This is a genomic window from Streptomyces sp. NPDC001604 (assembly GCF_042893475.1).
In the GTDB taxonomy this organism is placed as follows: Bacteria; Actinomycetota; Actinomycetes; order Streptomycetales; family Streptomycetaceae; genus Streptomyces.
In genome coordinates, this window is the sequence record NZ_JBIAUY010000032.1 from 1 (window position 1) to 20,929 (window position 20,929).

The window sequence follows — 20,929 nt, forward strand, 5'->3', positions numbered from 1 at the left end:
GGCTCCGGCAGATTCAGTACCGCAGCAACCTCATCGACGGCTGCCTCAAGGAAACCGGCCTCACCCCCACGACATCACGGCAACAACGTCAGTAGCTGTGATGGTCGTCAATGACGTGACGGGGACCGTCACGGTTCGTCCGGTCGTCATCCCGCCTCCGAGAGCATGGGGGGAAGGACCGTCTCCGGGGCAGGCTCGAATCCTTGCGGCATGGGGAAGCGGGGATGTCCCAGGGCACGCCAGCAGAGCCGATCACCGGCGAAGGCGCGGCGCCCGTGCAGCCAGCGTTCGTTATCGAGCAGATAGCCCTGGCCGGGCGCCAATGGCAGAGGGATCTGATGGCGTATGGCTGCGGTCCTCAGCTGAGGGACGTAGGGCTGAACGATCGGGCTCCAGCGTGAGAGTCCGTCAAACCGCACACGAACCGATACACGCTGATCACGATGGACGGTGAACACCTGTGTGGCGTGACCGTCTCCGGCTCCGAAGAACGCTGTCCGGGGCTGTGACAGTGTCAGCCCGGCCTCCCACCCACCGATGAACAGGCCGGCGTGAACGGCCCGCCCGTCGGTGAGCAGGGGCTCCCCGCCTGTCACCGCAACTTGTCCGCACACGAGAAGCATCAGACGGGGTGGTGCGGGTGTGCCAGAACGTTCGGTGTGTGGATCGAGATCACCGTTGCCAAATCCAGCGAAACCCGCTCGGTTGATGTGTCGGCGGGTGTCACGGATGGTCGTGAGGCCGTCCGAGTCGCTGTCGCGGTGCGGTACGAGGTTCATGATCCGGTTGGCGAAGGCGATCACGGCGTTGCGCGAGGTGAGGCCATCGAGCGTGACCAGGCCCGTGTCCCGCAGCTGTGCCGCGAGCATCGAATCGGCCCCCGGCGCAGCGAGGTCGATGTGGTGGTGCGCGAAAGCGTCGGCGTACAGCTGAGGGGCTCGGCGCATCACGGATCTCCTTCGCCACGGTTGGGTGCTCCCACTGTTCGGAGTCACGGAGCATGAGGTAAAGCGACAGATTGTCGACTCGGGCAATTCGCCCATGAAGGACGGCGGTTGCGGCAAGCGTGGTACGTTCCGAGCGCCCCCGGCCATCCGCGTAATCCGAGGAGAGCGATGGCGAACACGCCCCCCACCTGGCCCGTCTCCGTCAAGGGCGTGGCTTTGGACAGCCGTCGACGCGTACTGCTGCTGAAGAACGAACGCGAGGAATGGGAACTGCCCGGCGGCCGCCTCGAAGCAGGCGACCCCACACCGGAGTTGACGGTGGAAAGGGAGATCGAGGAGGAGACCGGCTGGGCGGTGAAAGCGGGCCATCTCCTCGACGTGTGGATCTACCAGCCCTTGCCCGAGACTCTGCCGGACCGGCGGGTGGTGATCGTCACCTACGGCTGCACTGTGCTCAGCCCGGACAGGGAGCCCGTGGTGAGTAACGAGCACAAGGAGATCGGCCTGTTCGCCGCGGAGGATGTGCCCGGCCTGACCATGCCGGACGGGTACAAGCAGTCCATCGCCACGTGGTACGAGCGGATGTAACCGGCCGTGGCCAGAGGGGAGGTGGCGCGCCGGGCGCAGCACGTCCTGTGGCGCTGGGCCACGCCCCAGGCGGAGGCGATCCTCGCCACGCGCGACCTCGGTGCCATGCTGCGCTTCCACCGCAGCGTGCACGGCATGAACCAGACCGAACTCGGACTGGTGCTCGGGTACGACAAGACGTACATCTCCCATCTCGAACTCGGCAAGCGCAGCCTGGACGACATCGGCTCGCGCCGGCACATCGCCGAATCCCTGAGGCTTCCCCCGCACGTCCTTGGCGTCACGGACCCGGCCGACACCGACCACCGCGCCATGCTGCAGTTCGGCGAGTCCACCGTCCGCCTGGCCGAGATCGCGCGACAGTCCGGCCACGCCTCTGAAGCCGTCGCTGAACTGTGGCCGCTGGTCGCCCGGTTGGAGGCCCGAGTGGAGGACGGACACACGGAGCGGGATGTTCTTCGCCTCCTCGCCCGCGCCCGCGTCGGCCTCGGCGTCGCCCTGGGGAACGTCCTGCCGGAGGAGCGGCTGAGCACCGCTGCCCGCTGGACCGCCAAGAGCATCGACGTCGCCCAATATTTCGACGACGCTGCCTTCACCTCCTACGTCCTGCGCATGCACGGCAACGAACTGCGCAAAGCCCGCATCCACGGCGCCGCCGTCGACCGTCTGCAGCGCGCCGTCGCCTTGGCACCCGATCCAGAGGCCCGCGCCGCTGCTCTTCCCCTGCTCGCCCGCGCTGCTGGCGCCATCGGCAATCGACCGCTGTTCGACCGCGTGATGCGGGAGACGGGCCAGCTCCTCGACCAGACCGAACACACGTCGCTGTTCAATCCGTATGCCCTGCACGAGATCCGGCTGCGGGGTCTGATCTCCACCGGCCGGGCGGAAGTCGCCGTGGGCCTGGTCGAGAAGGGAAGTCCGGTGCCGACAAGCACGGTCGCCCCGCAATGGCGCGTCATCGAGCTCATCACAGGGGCGCGAGTACGGCTGGCCGCCGACGACTGCGGCGGCGCTGCTGAGTCCCTCAACACAGCGATCGACGAAGCTGTCCGCCAGCGTCTTCCCCACCAGTTGCAGCGCATCGTGCGCGCGGCGGACCCTTGGCTGCCGGAGATCAAGGAAGTCGCGGAGCATGCCCTCAACCGGATCCGGCAGGAGATAGCGGCCTAACTCGATCTCGTCCCAGAGCAGCACCGGCTGGCCTCGGTCACCCGACTTCAGGAACGTCGTCATGCCCCCATCGCATCGCGCGACGAAGTCGTCTACCAGGGGAATCCAGAGGGGGAAAAATCTGTCAAGGGGGAAACCCCAAGGGGAAAACCCCAAGGGGGAGTTGGGGCCATGATTGGATTCCATCCACGACAGAGGTCACACTCATGCCGGATCCGTTCGCCGAACTGTTGCTCCAGCTCCGGAAGGACGCAGGCCGGACGCAAGAGCAGCAGGCAGACGCGATCAACGCCGTCTCTGGCCGGGACACCATGACCCGCCGAGAGATCAGCCGCTATGAGAAGTTTGAGAACGTCCCTACGAACCACACACTCGCCCACATCGCGGTGGCCTGCGGCGTCCCCTACGAAGAATTACTGCGGGAGGCCAAGGCCGCCCGCGCCCGACGGAGGAGGGGGACTGCTCGTGAAGAGGAGGACCAGGACGACGTGAAGCGCCGCAAGCTGCTGGGTAGCGCCGCCATTGGCGTAAGCGCGGCTGCCGAGCCCTGGGGGCGGCTTGCCTTCGCTCTCAGCAAGAGCTCCCGCATCGACACGCCCGCTGCAGTCGCGCTCATCAACCGAGCTGCTGACCTGCACGTCCAGGAACTCAACCTCAGTGCCCGCCGCCTGCAAAACACCGTTGAGTCGCACGTCGACGCCATCACCGCAGCCCTGCCTCACGCCGGCGAGCACGAACGGGCTCTCACCATCGCCGCCGGGGAAACCGCCGCCCTTGCCGGATGGGTGGCCTGGGACCTGGGCGAGTACGGCAAGGCTGGCGCCTACTACAAAGTCACCACTGAGTGCGCGGCAAAGGCCGGGCATCCTCCCCTCAGGGCATTGGCCCTCACCTACGCCAGCTACGGTGCTCCGACACCGAAGAGGAAACTGGAACTCCTGTCCCAGGCCTCCCAGGATGTGCGCGGCCACGGCAACGCCACGGCCGCAGCCTGGGTCCTCGGAAGACACGCGGAGGAAGCTGCTGCGGTCGGCGACGAGACAGGGGCGCTGCGTGCGCTTGACCGAGCACGCTTCGCCTACGACTTCGCGGATCACGCCAGCGAGCAGGCATGGGTCCGCTTCGTGACGCCGTACCGGATGGATTCGTTGGCTCTTTCCGTGTACGGGCAGCTGGGGCGCTCCGAACTCACCGCTGCCGCCGACACCGCAGTCGGCCGCCTCGGGGGCGACCTACCGGACGGCGGCGTCGTAGTCCTCGGCGATCTCGCCTCGGCTTTGCTACGAGGAGGCGACGTCGAACAAGGCGTCTACGTATCGCGCCAGTTCACGGCCGCCTCACAAGCCAAGCCCAACACGATGGGCAAGGAACGCGCCGCGACAATCGCGGAGTGGCTCCCTGACAGCGAGCGGGAGCTCGCCCATCACTTGCGGCAGTTCGCGTCCTGAACCGATCCCCTCACTCGGGACACGGACAAGCTGAGAACACGGACGCGGTCGCGCAGGACCTCGCTCGTCAGTCCCGCGTTGTCTCCTCAACAACCCACGACAGGTAAGCCTCCGACCCGCCGGTCACAGGCAGTGTGATCCACTGAGGGACGTCGTACGGGTGCTTCTCGGACAGCCACGCCTCCAGCTGCGGGAGACGGTCTGTCGTCGTCATGTACGAGACACGCCACTCCCGGGCGGTCTCGACCTCGTTCTTCCACCAGTAGACGGCAGTGATCGGCCCGTCGATGTGAACACCGGCTGCCAACTTACTCTCAACCGCGCCCCGTGCCAGCGCCCTTGCCTGGCCCTCGTCGTCGATGGTCGTCTGCGCGATCACAATCTCGTTGGCCATGCAACTACCTCTCCAGCTCGGTGTACCACGACCCTACCCAGCCGCCTCTGAACACCGCCTCAGGCACAATCCAAGGCGTCCTGCCGCACCGACTACTGATCTCGGCTCGTTAGGGTGATGTTTGCCGAACGTCCTGATGTGGGTGTGGAGTTGCCGGTAGTCCGTGGTGCGTGAGATATACGGATGGGGGCGGGCTGTCGCCTGTAGCACGGCGGCGCCGGGAAGCGGTGCGGATGCAGGCGGCGGAGCTGTTCGCGCAGCAGGTCAAACCGCCCGAGGTGGCCCGGCAGCTGCGTGTGAGTGTGAAGTCGGCTTACCAGTGGCAGCAGTTGTGGCGGCAAGGTGGTGCCGACGCGCTGCTTTCCCGAGGGCCGAGCGGGGGCCGGTGTCGCCTCTCGCCACGCTGTCTGGAGAAGCTCGCCGGGTATCTCGAGCAGGGACCGGCCGCGCACGGCTGGATTGAGGACCAGGTGTGGACGGCTGCACGCGTGGCCACGCTGATCGGCAGGAAGTTCCACGTCTCCTACAGCGTCTCGGGCGCGACGAGGCTGATGCGCCGACTCGGCTTCACTCCGCAGATGCCCGCACGCAGGGTGGCCGAGCGCGACGAAGAGGCCGTGACCGGCTGGAAGGAGGCGACCTGGGCGGAGGTAAAAGGGCCCGGGCGGCCTGCGGGGGCTACATCTGCTTCGAGGACGAGGCGGGCTTCACCCGTCGGCCGCCCAAAGGACGCACCTGGGGCCGGCGGGGCCGCACCCCGGTCGTGACGGTGAGCGGGCGGCGCTCGGGGCGCCTGTCGGTGGCCGGGCTGATCGCGTGGCGCCCGGGCTCCCGCACCCGGCTGTGTCACCGTCTGCGCACCCATCCCGCGGGCAAAGGCAAGCGCCGCAGCATGGGCGAGCGTGACTTCATCGCACTGATCGACGGCGTCCACCAGCTCGTCAAGGCGCCGATCGTGCTGGTGTGGGACCGGCTCAACACCCACGTCTCCCACGCCATGCGTGAGCTGATCGCCGAGCGTGAATGGCTGACGGTGTTCCTGCTGCCCGCGTACTCACCCGACCTCAATCCCGTCGAGGGCGTGTGGGCACACGTCAAACGCAGCCTGGCCAACCTCGCCGTCGTCGCCCTCGACCGCCTGGAAGCGCTCGTCCGCAACCGGCTCAAACGCCTCCAGTACCGGGCCGACACCCTCGACGGCTTCATAGCGGGCACCGGCCTGACTCTCGACGAGCCAGCATCACCTTGACGAGCCGAAGTCAGTAATAGCCCACACGCGAGCAACGGGTCGTTGGCCTGAAGCGGGAAGGTTTCCGCCTCTGCGATGGGGGTGTCGGCGACGGCCGAACGCTGGCTCTGTCAAGATTTCCGTGAAGCCGATCATGCTTCCGTGCGCCGGTGACGCTCCGTTACAGACGGCGTGACACTCGTCGAGTGTGGGGAGCTTCTGCAGGCGGTGTTACCGCACGTGGGCGGGGTGCTCGTGGAGCAAGTGAACCCCGAGCGCGGGGTGTTACGCATCGTGGCCAGAACCTCCGAGTCGGTACCGGTGGCGTGCCCAGACTGCGGGACACCGTCGAGGCGGCGCCACAGCGGCTACCAGCGCCGCCTCGGCGACGGTGCGGTCGGCGGCCGCCAGGTGTGCATCGAGCTGACGGTGCGCCGTCTGTTCTGCGATGCCTCCGGGTGCGCACGGGTGACGTTCGCCGAGCAGGTGGGTGGACTGACCGTGCGCTACGGGCGGCGGACACCGCAGCTGGGGAACCTGCTGGGCGCGATCGCGGTGGCCCTGGCCGGCCGGTCCGGTGAACGCCTGGCGGCCCGGCTGCCCGCGCCGGTCAGCCGGACCACTCTGCTGTCCTTGGTGATGGCGCTGCCGGATCCGCCCGCTGCCACGCCCCGGGTGCTCGGGGCCGACGAGTTCGCCTGGCGCAAGGGCCGCCACAATTGCGGCACGGTGCTGGTCGACGGCGAGACCCGCGCTCCCGTCGACCTGCTGCCCGAGCGGGAGGCGGCCACGTTCGCTGCCTGGCTCACCGCGCATCCCGGCGTTGAGATCATCTGCCGCGACCGGGGCGGCGCCTACGCCGAGGGTGGCCGCACCGGCGCCCCCGGCGCCGTCCAGATCGCTGATCTGTGGCATGTCTGGCACAACCTCTCCGAGGCCATCAAACGCCTGGTCAGCAAGCACAGTATGTGCCTGTGCGGCCCCGAAGCCGCTCCGGGCATGGCGCCCGAGGTCCTGCACCCGTCCGCCTCACAGGGCGGTCGTCTGACCGTCAGGGTCGAGCAGCATCACACGGCCGTGCACGCCCTCCTCGACGAGGGCCTGAGCATGCGGGCCATCGGCCGTCGACTGGGGCTGGCCCGCAACACCGTCCGACGCTACGCCCGGGCCGACACCTGGCAGGAACTGGCCACCGGCCGGTGGCAGAACCTCCCTAGCATCCTCGACCCCTACAAGCCCTACTTGCACCGGCGTTGGAACGAAGGTCACACCGACGCCTCCAAACTCCACGCCGAACTACGCGAGCAGGGCTTCACCGGCTCCTACTCCGTAGTGCGCGACCTTCTTCCCGCGGTGGTGCGTGTGTGGAGCCGAGAAGCATCTGGATATCGTCGGCGATTCCTGCCGTGTTGGTCAGGCCGAAGCCCACGCGCTGTAGCAGGCACCCGTGCAGCAGGGCCATCACCGCCCTTGCTCCGCGCTCGGGATCCACGGCGACGGGGACGGCGCCGGCGGCCTGGCCGCGGCGAAGGGCGTCGGTGATGCTGGCCAGCATCCCTTGGAAGCCCTCGACGGCGCGGGTGCGCACCGTCTCGTTGCGCAGCAGTTCTGACCAGCTCTGTACCCCACAGCGCAGCAGTTCCTCGACCGGCACCTCAGCCCCGGCGGGATCGATGATGGTTTCGGTGCTCAACGCGTCGAGGGAGGCGGCCACCAACTCCGCCGGGGAGGCGTGGTCGGTTGTCGCCGCCAGCTGCTGGACCGGGGCGAAGACGAGGCGGAAGGCGTCTTCCGCGATGGTGAGGATGATCTCTTCCTTGTTCGCGAAGTACCGGTAGGCCGCCCCGGCGGACACACCGGCCTCCGTGGCGATGTCGGGCATGGAGGTCTGGTGGAAACCGTCACGCGAGAAGCAGCGACGCGCGGCCGCCACGATCTGTGCCCGTCTGGCCTCGCGACGCTCAGGGGTGATGCGTGGCATGATCCACCTCCAACGTAAATGGCCATTCACCTTGACAGTCCCGGCTCGCCGACCCCACTCTAAACGTGAAAGGTCATTCACGGAAGTGAGAGGTCCCTGATGAGTACACCCCTGCGCGTCGCCGCCTACACCTACGAGCACACGGAGGCGCTGTTCGACGGCCGCGTTTCGATCGACGGGGTTGACGCCACCTACGAGACGGCCTCGCTGGTGTCGGACATCTTCCAGCGCACGATCGAGGGCCGTTACGACGTGGCCGAGTTCGGCCTGACCTACTTCCTGCGCACCTTCGACCTCGAGGACTCGCGGTTCCTCGCGCTGCCCATCTTCCCGAACCGCAACTTCCGGCACTCGGCCGTCTTCGTGAACACCGCGGCGGGGATCGAGAAGCCGCAGGACCTCGCGGGCAAGACGATCGGCGAGTTCGCGATGTTCGGGCACGACCCCGGCGTGTGGATGAAGGGCATCTTCTCCGACGAGTATGGCCTGACGCCTGATCAGTCCCGCTGGGTCATCGGGGGCACCGATCACCCCATCCCCTCCTTCGACTGGGTACCACAGCCGGTGCCGGAGGGGGGGATGTGCGGCACGCGGCGGAGGGGGAGACCCTGGGCGCGATGCTGGAGTCCGGCGAGATCGACGCGCTGATCTCGGTCGACGTCCCCCAGGCCCTGCTCAATGGCTCGACGAAGATCGCCCGGCTGTTCCCGGAGTACGAGAGCGTGGAGCGCGACTACTACCGGCGCACCGGGATCTTCCCCGCCATGCACATCGTCGCGGTTCCCCGGGAGCTGGCGACGCAGAACGACCTGATGATCTCGATCTACCGCGCCTTTTGCGAGGCTAAGGAACTCACCCAGCAGAAGTACCGCAACGGTGCCCTGAAGCAACACATGGGCGTCATCACTCCGTGGTTCAGCAAGCACTTCGAGGAGAACCGGCAGCTCCTCGGTGAGGACTGGTGGCCCTACGGCCTCGAAGCGAACCGCAAGGTCGTCGACACGTTCCTGCGCTACCACCACGAACAGGGCCTCTCCAAGCGCCTGCTCACCAGCGAGGACATCATCGTCCCGGCGCTGCTCGGCACCTGAGCGGCACGGACACCCAGTCGGCGGGAGAGGACACCCTTATGGCCTACGCCGAGATGGCCGCGGTCGGCCTGCTCGTCGGGGCGCTCCACGCGCTCGCTCGCATCAAGTCGCCCGCGCTCCGTTGATCGCCATGGTGGGCCTCGGCGGCATGCTCATCACCGCAACCTGGTGGAGCACCTTGTGACGGCACGCGCCCGCCAGACCGTCGGCTACCTGCTGTCACTGATCGCGGGAATCCTCGCAGGAGCGGTGTTCGCACTGTTGCACACGCCGATCCCGGTGCCGCCGCTGATCGGCCTGACGGGACTGCTCGGGATCGCCGTCGGCGAGAGCGGCATGGCCCGGGTCCTTGCGTCCGTGCGATCCACGAGCGCGAACGGCCGACAGAGCAACCGGGCCGACCGGGCTGCGCGTCCCGGCGATGGCTAACGGCAGCGAATTGTCCTGGCGCCAAGGGCCGCACGCTCCGAGCCATGGACGCGACCAATTACCAATCCCAAGGTGAGGCAACGGCATGAGAATCATCGGCTTGGAGGAACACTTCGTCATCGAGGAGGTCCTCGACGCCTCGCGGGCCCGGCTGCTGAGGAACTGCTGGCCAGCCGGATCGGCGAGGACACCCTGAACTGGCTCAAGACCAACTTCTTCAAGACCGAACTCGAACTCGGCCACTGCCTGCGGGCGCCCGCCGAAGGCCCCTGCGAGTGCGACCTCTACCTCCGCTGCTCGAAGTTCCTCACCACCAGCGAGTACGCACCGCGACTGCGGTCCAGGCTCGCCCGTGAACAGCAGCTCGCCCAGGATGCAGTTGAACGCGGCTGGCCGCGCGAGGTCGAACGACACAACGCCATCGCCTCCCGGATCGGGCAGCTTCTCACTGACCTCGGCGAATCTCAGGACACAGAAACCACTCCGGATAGCGCGGCAGGTCACCTACCATGCGGCAGTGGATCGTGACTGGATGCGGCAACAGCTCGAAGCTTTTGACAACCTGGCCATGCGCTACGAAAACAGCGCCAGGCCCGGCGACTACATCGGGGACGAGGCTCTCCTGGAGCAACTGCATCGATCTGAACCCACGATCAAGCAGATTCTGCGACGCCTTGACCCTCAACTCGCGCAAGAAATAAACGTCGACGCGATGGCGGGAGAGTCACACGCCCGGAGCCAAGTGCAGCGAGGGCTGGGCATCCTCACTGACATGGACGAATGGGCAGCCAGGCTGGCGCCCGACGCTCCGTCCCTTCCGGCCGACCAGTTCCACCCGTGGGTCTGGGACGCAGCCCGCACCTTCTGGGACTCTCAGCACTACCGCGCAGCCGTGCACGCAGCCGCCAGCGCGATCAACGCTCACCTCCAGGCGAAGCTCGGGCGCCGAGACGTTGCTGACGACAAGCTCGTGCAAGAGGCATTCAGCGACAAACCAGCCGAGCCCGGCAAGCCTCGGCTCCGTGTCCCCGGCGACGCGACGAGTCCTACCGTCCAGAGTCGGCAACGCGGTGCCCTGCAACTCGGGCTCGGATCGTTCTTCGCGATCCGCAACCCCGCCGCACACGAGACGGGCGAGTGGACAGAGCAGGAATCACTGGAACAACTGGCCACCCTCAGCGTCCTTGCCCGCCTCATCGACAGCTGCCAAGTGTCCAGATAAAAGTTGATGTGCCGGTCCTTGAGCGGAGAGAGGCGGGCGACGTCCTCGTCCTTGATCTTGTGGCCCTCGGCGCGGAGCTGGGCGACGGCGGCGTCCAGGTAGCGGGTGTTCCAAAGGACGACGGCGTTTGAGGACGAGGCCGAAGGCGGCGAGCTGGTCCTCCTGGCCCTCGCGGTACGCCTAGCGGATCTGGCCGCGACTGCCGTGGCAGATCGCGCGGGCCAGACGGTGGCGGGACTCCTGCACGGTCAGCTGCCGGTTCATCAGCCGGCGGTAGGTGTCGTCGACCGGGTCGACCAGAGCGCTGGGTCCCCTGCAACCTACTGACGCACGGTCACCGACCGGCGGGTGCCTCCAGCCACGCCGATCACGACGGCGATAGCTCGCCGCTACTCCCGGGCGAGCGCCGTTCGTCCCCGGATCCGCATCGCCGCGGTGGCCGGACTGCACAGACCTGAAATGACTTCGGTCACTTCGCCGGGGTTCACAGATTGCAGTACCGCAGGACCACGGGCCTTCACTCGATCAAGAACAGTGTCCCGTCTACATCCATGCACACGAGAGTTACGGGGGCTCCCGGAACGGTCGACCTACAGCCATGCGGCGGGAGCAGTGGCTACAGCCAGCACCAGTTCGTAGCAGCAGCCGTAGGCGATGCCTGCAACCCGCGCTTCGGTCACCGCCGATGGACCGCTAGCGCTGGGGCGGTGGGGAGCACTCTGCTTGTCAAGCACTCTCAGTAGACCTACTCGGATCACCGCCACGTCTGCGGGGGTGATCCGTCTCGCCACGGTCGGCACCACGACCCGTGGGGCGCCCCCGCCGACACAGGGGTCCGTGGGCGCCTGCCTCCGCCGAGTACTTGCGCGACGCGTCCTCACCGACGCGGTTCCGACGCGAGCACCCACCGGCGTCACCGGATATCAGAAATTCCCGGCCCGACCAAGTTGCCCTTTCTCCGGATTCTCATCCTGTCGCAGCCGCACCGAAGGCAGGAGCACAGTCATGTCGCAGCCGAATCACATAGTCGAGGCCGCCTTCCTGAACCTCCCGAAGGCCGCTGAGTATCTCGGCATCTCCCCCAACACCCTTTATGTCTGGCGCCATCGCCGCCAAGGCCCGCCGAGCTTTCGGATGGGGCGCCGCGTGATGTACCGCATCGCCGCTCTCGACGCGTGGGTGCAAGCCCAGGAACAGGCCGACTCCCGGTCCAACTCTGCTCTCAACCCTCTTGCGCAGAAGCCTCAACGCCGCGCCAAGCCCCGCGAGTAGCCGCCTTTCGAAAAGACCAGGAAAAGAGCATCCGCGACCGGGATAAGCACCGGATGCGAAGTGCGTTGCCACCGACCACTACGCAACGCACGCAAGCATGGAGAACCACACTGAATGGCCGGTTACATAGAAGACCGCTGGCTCAAGAAGCGGCCCAACAAGAAGACCGGAAAACGCGAGCGCACCGCCCTGTACGGCAAGGGAAAGCGCTACCGGGTCAAGGGAATTCCCGGCGTCCAGGACCGCTCCTTCGAAACGAGCGAGGACGCCAAGCAGTGGCTCGCCACCTCCCAGACTGACTCCAGCCGTGGCGATTTCGTCGACGCACGCAGGGGCGAGATCCCGCTCACCGAGTACATCGTGGATCACTGGTGGCCAGGCCGAGCCGACGAGCCCTCAACCGCAGGGCCCTTGGGCAGCCGTATCTGGAACCACATCATCCCGCTGGTGGGCGACCTCCCTCTGCGTGACATCGACGCAGCGGCCCTGCGCTCTTTCAAAGCCTCGCTGCTCTCCCGTGTCGAGGAGACAACGGCGGAGGTGATCTGGGGGCATCTGTCGTCGATCCTCAGCAGCGCAGTGGACGACCAGCGCCTGGTACGCAACCCCATGAAGGCCAAGAACAGCGTCAAACCCCCGCGCCCCACCGAGAAGAAGGCCAAGGCCTGGGCTCGTGAGGTTGTCGACGCCGTTCGGGCGGGCCTCCAGGAGCGCTACCGGTTCGCTGTCGATCTGGGCATCGGGCTGGGGCTCCGTCAAGGGGAGGCCTTCGGTCTCGCCCAGGAGGACTTCGACTTCAATGCGAGTGTCGTCTACGTGCGACGCCAGCTGAAGTGGGACATCAAGGGACGTCCCTACTTTTCGCTCCCCAAGGGGCGTAAGACCCGCGACGTACCTCTTCCGCCCAACCTCGCCATGCGGGCACGCGAGCACTTTCGGCGCTTTCCTTCGACGCCCTGCACACTGCCCTGGCGCAACCCCGAGCCACCGGCCACCGCCCTGGAGGAGCGTCAGCGGAAGCCGATCACGGTGAATCTGGTCCTTACCACCTCGCACGGCAACCGGATCTACTACCGCACTTGGAACGACCGCAGCTGGAAGCCTGCCCTCGTCGATGCCGGCATCATCAAGCCTGTCGGGGAAAAGGTGCGGCGCGACGGAGGCCGCATACGTCGCGTCCCTATCTACGCCGCCCCGCGAGAGGACATGTTCCACGTCCTTCGGCACACCTACGCGAGCGTACAGCTGGAAGCCGGCGAGTCGATCGTCAGCCTGTCGAAGTGGCTCGGGCACTCGACCTCGAAGGTCACCCTCGACCACTACGCTCACTTCATGCCCGGCGCAGGTCAGCGCGGTCTCGTCGCCATGGACTCCTGGCTGGAGGACCACTCCCAGCCGAAAGTCCCTGAGAAGTCCCTACTCGCTGAGTGGGTCAAGAATATTCCCACGAACTTGCAGGTCAAGGGACCAGTCGAACAGGGCGCCCCCTTGTCGGTCAAGTACAAGGAGACGGCACGGGGCGGGCTGGCGGTCAACGTCATCGAGTGCTGAGGGAACAGGCCCTGACCTGCGCGTTCGCTTCTTTCGATGTGGACGGATGAGAACACGCGGGGGAGGCCCGCAGTTGGTTGCGAGCCTGACAGCGGGTACGGCCCTGGTACTGGGCGGCTGGCAAGCGGAACATCTGGCGGGACAAGGACGCAGCCGCATTCCTCCGCCCCGTCGCGGAGGGGAATGAGACGGTGTGCTCGTCTCCAAAGCGGTCACCCCCACGACTCCGGTACGGCGGCGGGGACGGGGACGTGCGGGGGCAGCCCCTCGGTACCTAGTTCGTCCCAGAGCGCGGCCGGTATCGTGCGCCGCATCTGGTCCACCGTGTCGCGGACCTCCTCGGCGCAACGCGCGCCGGACAGTACGCTCGCGACCGCCGGATGGCCGAGCGGGAAGCGCAGAGCGGCTGCGCGCAGCGGTACGGCGTGGCGGTCGGCGACCGCCTTCATGCGCAGCGCCCGGTCCAGTACATGGGGCGGGGTGGGCGCGTAGTCGTACATGGCCCCGGGTTTGGGGTCGGTGAGCAGACCCGAGTTGAACACCCCGCCGACGATGACACTCCTGCCACGGGCAGCGGCCTGAGGCAGTACCTCCGCCAGTCCCTCCTGCTCCAGGAGGGTGTAGCGGCCGGCGAGCAGCACGACGTCGATGTCGGTCTCGCGCAGGAAGCGGGCGGGGAGCGCGCACTGGTTCACTCCGATACCGATCGCCCTGACGACGCCTTCACCGCGCAGCCGTTCCAGCGCCGGGTAGGCCTCGGTGAGGGCCTGCTCGGCGTGGTCGTCAGGGTCGTGGAGCAGGGCGATGTCCACACGGTCCAGGCCGAGGCGATCCAGGCTTGCTTCCAGGGAGCGCAGGACGCCGTCGCAGCTGAAGTCCCAGACGCGACGGTGAGTGTCGGGCACGGCGAAGCCCTGGGCGAGATCATCGCCACGGCCGCCCTCCGGGCGGGGTTCGAGCAGCCGACCGACCTTGGTGGACACGGTGTAGGCGGCGCGGTCCCGGCCGCGCAGCGCGGCGCCCAGGCGGCGCTCGGACAACCCGAGTCCGTAGTGCGGGGCGGTGTCGAAGGTGCGGACGCCCGCGTCCCAGGCCGCCTCCACCGCGGCGGACGCGGCCTCGTCGGTGACCGGGCGGAAGAGGTTGCCGATGCCGGCGGCCCCGAACGACAGCTCGGTGACCCTGACGTCGGTGGTGCCCAGCGTGGTCGTTCTCATGACCGGCCCTCGGGGCGCAGCCGTAGTCCCTGCATGCCGCCGTCGACCGCGAGCGAGGTGCCGGTGACGGATGCCGCGGCGGGACTCGCGAGGTAGACGATGGCGGCTGCCACCTCGTCGGCGGTGACCAGACGGCCCATGGGCTGGCGGGCGTTGAGCGCGGCACGCTCGGCCTCGGGGTCGTCCGCCGCGTCGAGGAGCCGGGAGACCCACGGGGTGTCGGCGGTGCCGGGGTTGACGCAGTTGACGCGGATGCCCTCGCGGACGTGGTCGGCGGCCATGGCGAGGGTCAGTGACAGGACCGCGCCCTTGCTGGCGCAGTACAGGGCGCGCTGCGGGAGGCCCGCGGTGGCGCCGATCGAGCAGATGTTGACGACCGCCGCGTGCGATGAGAGCCGCAGATACGGCATCGCGGCACGGGTGGTGCGGACCAGTCCGAGGACGTTGACGTCGAGGACCCGGTGCCAGTCTTCGTCCGGGTTGTCTTCGATCGTGCCGATGGCGCCGATGCCCGCGTTGTTCACGAGGATGTCCAGGCCGCCGAGCCGGTCGGCGGCCTGTTCAACGGCGGCGCGTACCGAGGCGTCGTCTCTGACGTCGGCCCGAAGACCGATCAGCGGTGCGGGGAGTTGGTCCGGGTCGAGGTCGAGGTCGAGGACGGCCACCATGGCGCCGTGCTCGGCCAGCATCCGGGACGTGGCCAGCCCGATGCCGGACGCGCCGCCGGTGACGACTGCCTTCAGCCCTGACAGGTCGCTGAAGCTCGGCACGCTGCTCACTGGGGTGCCTTTCACGCTTGGCCGAAGGTCTGGCGCTGGGAGCCGAGGCCGTCGACGGCGAGCTCGACGGTATCGCCCGGGCGGAGATAGGGGCTGCCCGGGAGGCCGAGGGCCACGCCCGCCGGAGTACCGGTGTTGATCACGTCACCCGGCTCCAGGACCATGTACTGGCTCAGGTACGACACGATGTGGTCGACCGGGAAGATCATGTCGCTGGTGTGGCCCTCCTGCCGCTTCACGCCGTTGACGCTCAGGTGGAGTCCGAGGTCCTGCGGATCGCCCACCTCGTCGGCGGTCACCAGCCACGGTCCGAGCGGGTTGAAGGTCTCGCAGGACTTGCCCAGGTCCCACTGTGGCGAGTACTCCAGCTGGAACTCCCGCTCCGAGACGTCATGGCTGATCGTGTACCCCGCGATCACGTCCTGCGCGGCCTCTGGGCCGTCGAGGTAGCGGGCCCGTCGTCCGATGACGACCGCCAGTTCGACCTCCCAGTCGGTCTTCACGGAGCCGCGGGGGATCAGCACCTCGTCGTAGGGGCCGATCACCGTGCCCGGGTCCTTCATGAACACCACGGGGCGCTCGGGGATCGCAAGGCCGGTCTCGGCGGCGTGGTCGCGGTAGTTCAGGCCGACGCAGACGATCTTGCCGGGGCGGGCGACAGGGGCACCGATCCGCAGACCGTCCGGGTCCAGCTCGGGCAGACTTCCCGCCGCGACCTCCGCCCGGGCCCGGTCGACACCGCCGGAGGCGAGGAAGGTGCCGTCGATGTCGGAGGTCACGGGGGACAGGTCGAGCAGCCGGCCGTCCTCGGTGCGGACTGCGGGGCGCTCCTCGCCGGGCGCGCCGACTCGTAGAAGTTTCACCGGGCGTCTCCTTGCGATGGGTACGGATGCCAGATATCGGTCAGGGCGGACCAGTTGCCCCCGGTGCCGGTGCGGATCGTCCGGGCAACCCTGTTCACCTGTGCCTCACTCCTTGGTCGCGCCGGCGAGCATGCCGGCCACGAGCGCGCGCTGGGAGAAGAGGAAGACGATCAGCACGGGGACGATGGTGACCAGGGTGGCCAGGGCCAGTTCGGGTCGCATGATCTGGTTGCCGGTGCCGCTGGAGGTGTTGAACAGCGGCGAGGCGGCGAGCAGGTTGTTCAGCCCCACTTGCGCCGGATACTGCGAGCTGTCGGGGAGCATCACGAACGGCAGGAAGAAGTTGTTCCAGTTGCCGACGAAGTTGAAGAACCCGACCAGGGCGATCACCGGTTTGGCCAGCGGCATCGCGACGAGACGGAAGACCTGCCACTCCGAGCAGCCGTCGATCCGCGCGGCGGACAGCAGGTCGGCGGGGACGTTGGAGGAGAAGTAGATGTAGGTGAGGTAGACCCCGAACGGGAAGAAGGAGAAGGGCAGGATCACCGACCAGATCGTGCCGTCCAGGTGCACGGCGGTCATCCCCAGGTACAGGGGAAGCACCATCGCGGCCGTCGGCATGAGCATCACGAGCATGGTGATGGTCAGCAGCATCCGGCGCCCGATGAACTGGGTGAGAGCCAGCGCGTACCCGGCGGGGATCGATGTCACCAGCGTGATGACCAGTGCGCCGAACGTGTAGAGCGCCGAGTTCTTCAGCCAGGTGAGGATGGCGCCTTCCTGGAAGGCGTAGAGATGGTGCCAGGCGTCGGCGATCGAGGTGAAGGACCCGAAGGAGAACGGGGTGTCCCGCACGATCTGGCCGTCGGTCTTGGTCGTGGCCAGCAGGAGCCACACCACCGGCACACAGAAGAACAGCACGGCCAGGGTCATGACGATGAGCCAGGCCACCCGGGCGGCCAGCGAGCGTGGGCGGCGCGTCCGGTGCATGGGCTTCCTCGGGCTGGTGCGGGCGCCGGCGGTCCGGGGCGGCGGGGTGCGGCGGGCTGTGGTCGTGGGAGCCGTGGTCATCGTTCGTCCCTGTCGAACAGGCCGGTACGGAAGACGACGAGCGCCGCGCAGGCCAGGCCCAGTACGAGGAGGTCGACGGAGAGCGCCGCCGCGCCGTTGAAGTCACCGGACTGGAAGGCGTACTGGTAGGACAGCTGGTTCGGTGACCAACTGTCCGGGATCATGCCCCAACTGGCGAGGGAGACCAGTTGCGGCTCGACGAAGAGCTGGGTGCCGGCCGCGAAGGCCAGGATCAGCATGTACGCGATCCACTTGGTGATCATGGGGATCTGGATGCGCAGGGCGATCTGGAGTGTGCCGGCGCCGTCGATGCGGGCGGCCTCCAGGATCTCGTCCGGGATGCTGTTGAGCGCGCCGTACATGACCACGATCCAGCCGCCCGCCCCGGTCCAGAAGGCGATGACGGTGAACAGCACCGGCAGGTGGCCGGGGGCGTTGACCTGGGCGAGGGTGTCCCAGCCGAAGGCCTTCAGCAGCCAGCCGACGGGACTGGCGGCCGGGTCGAGGAGGATCAGGAAGAGCAGGACGCTCGCCACTCCGGCGAGGGCGCCCGGCAGGTAGAAAAGGAACCTGAGGGTGGTGGAGGCCCTGCGCATACGGCCGTGCAGCATCAGGGAGAGCAGCACCACCAGGATCATCAGGCTGGCCAGCCAGAACACCAGGTACAGGCCGATGTGGAGGAAGGCCGGCCCGAAGCGGTAGTCGGTGAACGTCCGGGTGAAGTTGCCGATCCCGACGAGCTGGTGGCGGGAGTTGGACAGCGCCAGCCACAGCGCGTAACCGGTGGGCAGGATGCCGAAGGCGAGCAGGAGGAGGAAGTAGCCGGAGACGAAGACGTAACCGGCGCGTCCGGCCGGGTTGCGGGCCGAGCGGCCGCCGCGGCGGCCGCTCCGCTCCGTTGCGAGGTGGGTGGTCATCGGTCCGCTTCGCTAGTTGACGGTGTATCCGAGGGTCTTGGCCTTGTCGGTGATGGCCGTCTGCCAGGTGCCCAGGGTGTCGGTGAGGGTCTTGCCCGAGTTCAGGGCCGGGACCACGGTGGAGGAGTAGATCGCCTCCTGGCTGTACTGGGTGGCGGACCAGCCGGGCCAGACGAGTTCCGCCGCCTCCTGGAAGACCGGGCTGACGTCCTGGGCGAAGTAGCCGGTCTTCTTCTGGCCGGCGAGCCAGGCGACGGCCGCCTGCTTGTACGCGGGGTAGGTGCCCGCGGTGGCCTGGTACGCGTCGGAGGTCGTCATCCAGGTGACCAGGTCGGCGGACGCCTTGAGGTTCTTGCTGTGGGAGGAGACGAACCACAGTCCGCCGCCGACGTTGCCGGTGTAGTTCTTGGCGTCGCCCTCGAACTTCAGCGGCGAGGCGGCGGCGATCTGCCCCTTGGGGATCTTGAAGGTGGAGTTGAAGAGCACCTGCCCGTACCAGGAGGGGCCGGGGAGCAGGAGGACCTTGCTCGCCTCCTTCTTGATGAAGCCGGCGCTGAAGACGGTGTCCTTGGACACCGAGCCCTTGGCGATCAGCCCGTCGAGCAGCTTCGCCATCCGGGTGCACTTGGCGTCCTGCAGGTCGACCTTGACCTTGTTGGCGTCGGTCACCGAGCTGGCAGGGCACTGGCTCGCCCAGAAGTACACCTCGGGGCTCCAGGCGTCCCCGGCGGTTCCGACCAGGTAGCCGGGGTGCTCCTTGGCGACCTTCTTGCCGAGTGCTTCGTACTCCTCCCAGGTGGTCGGGACGGAGTAGCCGAACTTGTCCAGGAGCTTCTTGTTGTACCAGAGCACGTTCTGGGCCAGGTCGTTGCGCAGGCAGTAGGTGGCGCCGTTGACCTTGCAGGGGTTCAGCGCGCCGTCCGCGAAGCCGTCCAGGGTGGACCGGGGGATCAGGCCCTTGTCGAGCGGGGCGGCAAAGGGGGTCTTGCCCTGAGCGGTCCAACTGCCGTCGTTGACGTTGGCGCTGAAGGCGACGTCCGGCCAGCCGCTGCCGCTCCGGTCGAACAGCCGGACCTTGGTCTGCAGGTCATTGGCGCCGTTGGCGTCCCCGCTGTACGTGACGATCTTGATCTTCACGTCCGGGTGAGCCTTCTGGTAGGCCTGCACGCCGGGGACTCGGGCGGCGTCCGCCCAGACCGTGATCTGGCTGCCCGCATCCTGCTGCGCAGGCTTGAAGTCCGTGGGGGAGGAGGACGCCCCGCCGGCTGCGGGATCCGCACTGCCGCAGGCGGCGAGCGCGAGAAGGGAGACGGCGCCCAGGGCCCCGCCGGCAACGCGTCTGATCTGCCGGCGGGAGGTGACGGGAACGTCGTTGTTCATGACTGACCTCATGTCTGCGTTCTGCGGAGATCCGCGGGATGTCGGCGCAAGCACCGGAGAGGGGAGGCGTGGAGGGATCAGGTACCGAAGGCGTGGAGGGTCGGCTGAGGGGTGATGGGGAGAGTGGGGTGGACTGGGCGGATCAGGCCTTCGGCGGTGTCAATGTCTCCTTGTCGACAAACCGCTGGAGGACGGGAGGGTAGTCGAGGCCGGCGGGCAGCGCCACGCCCGGCCCGGTGGGGGCGTGGACGAGTCCCTGGGCGTCGATGCCGCTCTCGCGGCTGATCGGGTTGCCCATGACCAGGGACTCGTAGTAGGTGGTGTTCGAGATGGCCATGCACAGGTGCCGGTTGGGGATCTCCGGCCCGTGCACCTCGGCGCGCAGTCGGTAGGCGTCGGCGAGGTGGGCGGTGCGCATGGCTCCGGTGAAGCCGCCGCGCAGTTGGGTGGAGGCGCGGACGCCGAAGGTGGCGGCGCCGGCCTGGATGAAGTCGGCCGAGTTCATGTGGGCCCCGTCGGAGGTCTCGGCCACCAGCAGGGGCACCGCCACCGCGTCGGCGAGGCGCTTGTAGGCGGTGATGCTGAATTCCCGGATCGGCTCCTCGTACCAGAGGTAATCCGCGTCGGACAGGGCGTGTCCGAGGTAGATCGCGTCGGGGAGGTCGAATCCGGCGGACCCGTCGAACATCAGGGGGATCGCGTCCCCCACGTGTTCCCGCAGGGCCACCGACAGCCGGGCGTCGCGGCGTGCGTCGCCCCAGGCGTGGAGCTTGATGGCGGGGTATCCGAGCTCCAGGGCCTGGTCCGCGATGTCCAGGTACTCCTCCACCGATGAGTAGGTGACGGTCGAGGCGTAGGCGGGGATCGAGGTGCGGAAACCGCCCAGCATCTGCCAGGTGGGCCGGTCCGCGAGCCTGCCGGCCAGGTCCCACAGCGCGGTGTCGACGAGGCCGAGCAGGTAGAGGGGCAGCTCCTCGGTGCGGTCCAGCTCCCACATGCGGTGCCACAGCCACTCGCGCTGCAGCGGGTCCTGGCCCACGAGCTCCTTGCGCAGGAAGCGGTCCAGTACGTCCGCCAGGATGACGGCGCTGCCCCGGCGGGGGGCCATCGCGATGCCTTCGACCCCTTCGTCGGTGCAGATGCGCAGCACCGCGGCCTCGCCGTCCGGCGGGCTGCCCAGCAACCCGTCACGCCAGACGAACGGCGGACTGGCGCCCGGAACCCGGACCGGATAGCTCTCCACGTCCGCAATGCGCACGGTCGTTCCCCCTTGCAGTGGCAGCTGGCGCTGCGAAATTTTCGCGTAACGTAAGTCGTCATACGAATGCTGTCAAGGGTTGTGGCGGAGTAAGCTCAGTCATCCGCATCGGCAAGGGGGCTA

22 protein-coding genes and 2 pseudogenes are annotated in these 20,929 nt (G+C 67.7%); 13 read left to right on the top strand and 11 right to left on the bottom strand.

Annotated features, from left to right (window positions below):
* Nucleotides 1–146: 146 nt before the first annotated feature.
* Complete coding sequence (locus ACFY1E_RS46270) at nt 147–947, bottom strand: TauD/TfdA family dioxygenase (RefSeq protein ID WP_389088202.1); 801 nt, start codon at nt 945–947, stop codon at nt 147–149.
* A 168-nt stretch (nt 948–1,115) separates the two neighbouring features.
* On the opposite strand from ACFY1E_RS46270, the gene ACFY1E_RS46275 reads away from it, so the two are divergent.
* From ACFY1E_RS46275 to ACFY1E_RS46285, 3 genes are all read left to right on the top strand, one after another.
* Complete coding sequence (locus ACFY1E_RS46275; protein ID WP_389088205.1) at nt 1,116–1,535, top strand: NUDIX domain-containing protein; 420 nt, start codon at nt 1,116–1,118, stop codon at nt 1,533–1,535.
* A gap of 6 nt (nt 1,536–1,541) precedes the next feature.
* The gene (locus ACFY1E_RS46280; RefSeq protein WP_389088207.1) at nt 1,542–2,705 is read left to right on the top strand and encodes a helix-turn-helix domain-containing protein; all 1,164 of its coding nucleotides are present in this window, start codon (nt 1,542–1,544) and stop codon (nt 2,703–2,705) included.
* A gap of 206 nt (nt 2,706–2,911) precedes the next feature.
* Nucleotides 2,912–4,153, top strand: a complete 1,242-nt coding sequence (locus tag ACFY1E_RS46285) for a helix-turn-helix transcriptional regulator (protein WP_389088210.1) — start codon at nt 2,912–2,914, stop codon at nt 4,151–4,153.
* Between the two features lie 67 nt (nt 4,154–4,220).
* Here the strand turns inward: ACFY1E_RS46285 and cutA are convergent, their stop codons facing one another.
* Complete coding sequence (cutA, locus tag ACFY1E_RS46290) at nt 4,221–4,547, bottom strand: divalent-cation tolerance protein CutA (protein ID WP_389088212.1); 327 nt, start codon at nt 4,545–4,547, stop codon at nt 4,221–4,223.
* A 227-nt stretch (nt 4,548–4,774) separates the two neighbouring features.
* Here cutA and ACFY1E_RS46295 point away from each other — a divergent pair, with 227 nt between their 5' ends.
* From ACFY1E_RS46295 to ACFY1E_RS46305, 3 genes are all read left to right on the top strand, one after another.
* Nucleotides 4,775–5,314: a winged helix-turn-helix domain-containing protein gene (locus ACFY1E_RS46295; protein WP_389088215.1), complete on the top strand. Its 540-nt coding sequence runs from the start codon at nt 4,775–4,777 to the stop codon at nt 5,312–5,314.
* Nucleotides 5,230–5,796, top strand: coding sequence for a transposase (locus tag ACFY1E_RS46300; protein ID WP_389088347.1), 567 nt, complete (start codon nt 5,230–5,232; stop codon nt 5,794–5,796). Before ACFY1E_RS46295 ends, ACFY1E_RS46300 begins: the two co-directional genes overlap by 85 nt.
* A 273-nt stretch (nt 5,797–6,069) precedes the next feature.
* The gene (locus ACFY1E_RS46305; RefSeq protein WP_389088217.1) at nt 6,070–7,317 is read left to right on the top strand and encodes an ISL3 family transposase; all 1,248 of its coding nucleotides are present in this window, start codon (nt 6,070–6,072) and stop codon (nt 7,315–7,317) included.
* On the opposite strand, the pseudogene ACFY1E_RS46310 reads toward ACFY1E_RS46305, so the two are convergent.
* A pseudogene (locus ACFY1E_RS46310) lies at nt 7,265–7,756 on the bottom strand (TetR/AcrR family transcriptional regulator); the annotation flags it as partial. The gene ACFY1E_RS46305 and the pseudogene ACFY1E_RS46310 overlap by 53 nt on opposite strands.
* 99 nt (nt 7,757–7,855) lie before the next feature.
* On the opposite strand from ACFY1E_RS46310, the gene ACFY1E_RS46315 reads away from it, so the two are divergent.
* From ACFY1E_RS46315 to ACFY1E_RS46335, 5 genes are all read left to right on the top strand, one after another.
* A complete protein-coding gene (locus ACFY1E_RS46315; RefSeq protein ID WP_389088219.1) occupies nt 7,856–8,404 on the top strand; it encodes a hypothetical protein in 549 nt (182 codons plus the stop codon).
* Nucleotides 8,374–8,847, top strand: a complete 474-nt coding sequence (locus tag ACFY1E_RS46320) for a hypothetical protein (protein ID WP_389088221.1) — start codon at nt 8,374–8,376, stop codon at nt 8,845–8,847. Before ACFY1E_RS46315 ends, ACFY1E_RS46320 begins: the two co-directional genes overlap by 31 nt.
* Before the next feature lie 180 nt (nt 8,848–9,027).
* Nucleotides 9,028–9,276 carry a XapX domain-containing protein gene (locus ACFY1E_RS46325; protein WP_389088223.1) on the top strand — a complete coding sequence of 83 codons (249 nt, stop codon included), beginning with the start codon at nt 9,028–9,030 and terminating at the stop codon, nt 9,274–9,276.
* A gap of 72 nt (nt 9,277–9,348) precedes the next feature.
* A complete protein-coding gene (locus ACFY1E_RS46330; RefSeq protein ID WP_389088226.1) occupies nt 9,349–9,804 on the top strand; it encodes a hypothetical protein in 456 nt (151 codons plus the stop codon).
* Nucleotides 9,794–10,498: a TIGR02391 family protein gene (locus ACFY1E_RS46335; RefSeq protein ID WP_389088228.1), complete on the top strand. Its 705-nt coding sequence runs from the start codon at nt 9,794–9,796 to the stop codon at nt 10,496–10,498. The genes ACFY1E_RS46330 and ACFY1E_RS46335 overlap by 11 nt, the downstream gene beginning before the upstream one ends.
* Before the next feature lie 2 nt (nt 10,499–10,500).
* Here the strand turns inward: ACFY1E_RS46335 and ACFY1E_RS46340 are convergent.
* Nucleotides 10,501–10,801 (bottom strand): annotated as a pseudogene (locus ACFY1E_RS46340) (Tn3 family transposase); the annotation flags it as partial.
* A gap of 702 nt (nt 10,802–11,503) precedes the next feature.
* Here ACFY1E_RS46340 and ACFY1E_RS46345 point away from each other — a divergent pair.
* Nucleotides 11,504–11,770: a helix-turn-helix transcriptional regulator gene (locus tag ACFY1E_RS46345; RefSeq protein ID WP_389088230.1), complete on the top strand. Its 267-nt coding sequence runs from the start codon at nt 11,504–11,506 to the stop codon at nt 11,768–11,770.
* 114 nt (nt 11,771–11,884) lie between these two features.
* Entirely contained in the window at nt 11,885–13,321 is a 1,437-nt protein-coding gene (locus ACFY1E_RS46350) for a tyrosine-type recombinase/integrase (RefSeq protein ID WP_389088233.1), read from the top strand.
* Nucleotides 13,322–13,533: 212 nt separating this feature from the next.
* On the opposite strand, the gene ACFY1E_RS46355 is transcribed toward ACFY1E_RS46350, so the two are convergent.
* From ACFY1E_RS46355 to ACFY1E_RS46385, 7 genes are all read right to left on the bottom strand, one after another.
* The gene (locus tag ACFY1E_RS46355; RefSeq protein WP_389088235.1) at nt 13,534–14,538 is read right to left on the bottom strand and encodes an aldo/keto reductase; all 1,005 of its coding nucleotides are present in this window, start codon (nt 14,536–14,538) and stop codon (nt 13,534–13,536) included.
* Entirely contained in the window at nt 14,535–15,317 is a 783-nt protein-coding gene (locus ACFY1E_RS46360; protein WP_389088238.1) for an SDR family NAD(P)-dependent oxidoreductase, read from the bottom strand. The genes ACFY1E_RS46355 and ACFY1E_RS46360 overlap by 4 nt, the downstream gene beginning before the upstream one ends.
* A gap of 11 nt (nt 15,318–15,328) precedes the next feature.
* Complete coding sequence (locus ACFY1E_RS46365; RefSeq protein WP_389088240.1) at nt 15,329–16,180, bottom strand: fumarylacetoacetate hydrolase family protein; 852 nt, start codon at nt 16,178–16,180, stop codon at nt 15,329–15,331.
* 105 nt (nt 16,181–16,285) lie between these two features.
* Nucleotides 16,286–17,170, bottom strand: a complete 885-nt coding sequence (locus tag ACFY1E_RS46370) for a carbohydrate ABC transporter permease (protein ID WP_389088350.1) — start codon at nt 17,168–17,170, stop codon at nt 16,286–16,288.
* Between the two features lie 77 nt (nt 17,171–17,247).
* Nucleotides 17,248–18,168: a carbohydrate ABC transporter permease gene (locus ACFY1E_RS46375; RefSeq protein WP_389088243.1), complete on the bottom strand. Its 921-nt coding sequence runs from the start codon at nt 18,166–18,168 to the stop codon at nt 17,248–17,250.
* Between the two features lie 12 nt (nt 18,169–18,180).
* Nucleotides 18,181–19,548 (bottom strand): ABC transporter substrate-binding protein, encoded by a 1,368-nt coding sequence (locus tag ACFY1E_RS46380; protein ID WP_389088246.1) that lies wholly within the window; start codon nt 19,546–19,548, stop codon nt 18,181–18,183.
* A gap of 142 nt (nt 19,549–19,690) precedes the next feature.
* Nucleotides 19,691–20,806 (bottom strand): enolase C-terminal domain-like protein, encoded by a 1,116-nt coding sequence (locus ACFY1E_RS46385; protein ID WP_389088248.1) that lies wholly within the window; start codon nt 20,804–20,806, stop codon nt 19,691–19,693.
* Nucleotides 20,807–20,929: the final 123 nt, after the last annotated feature.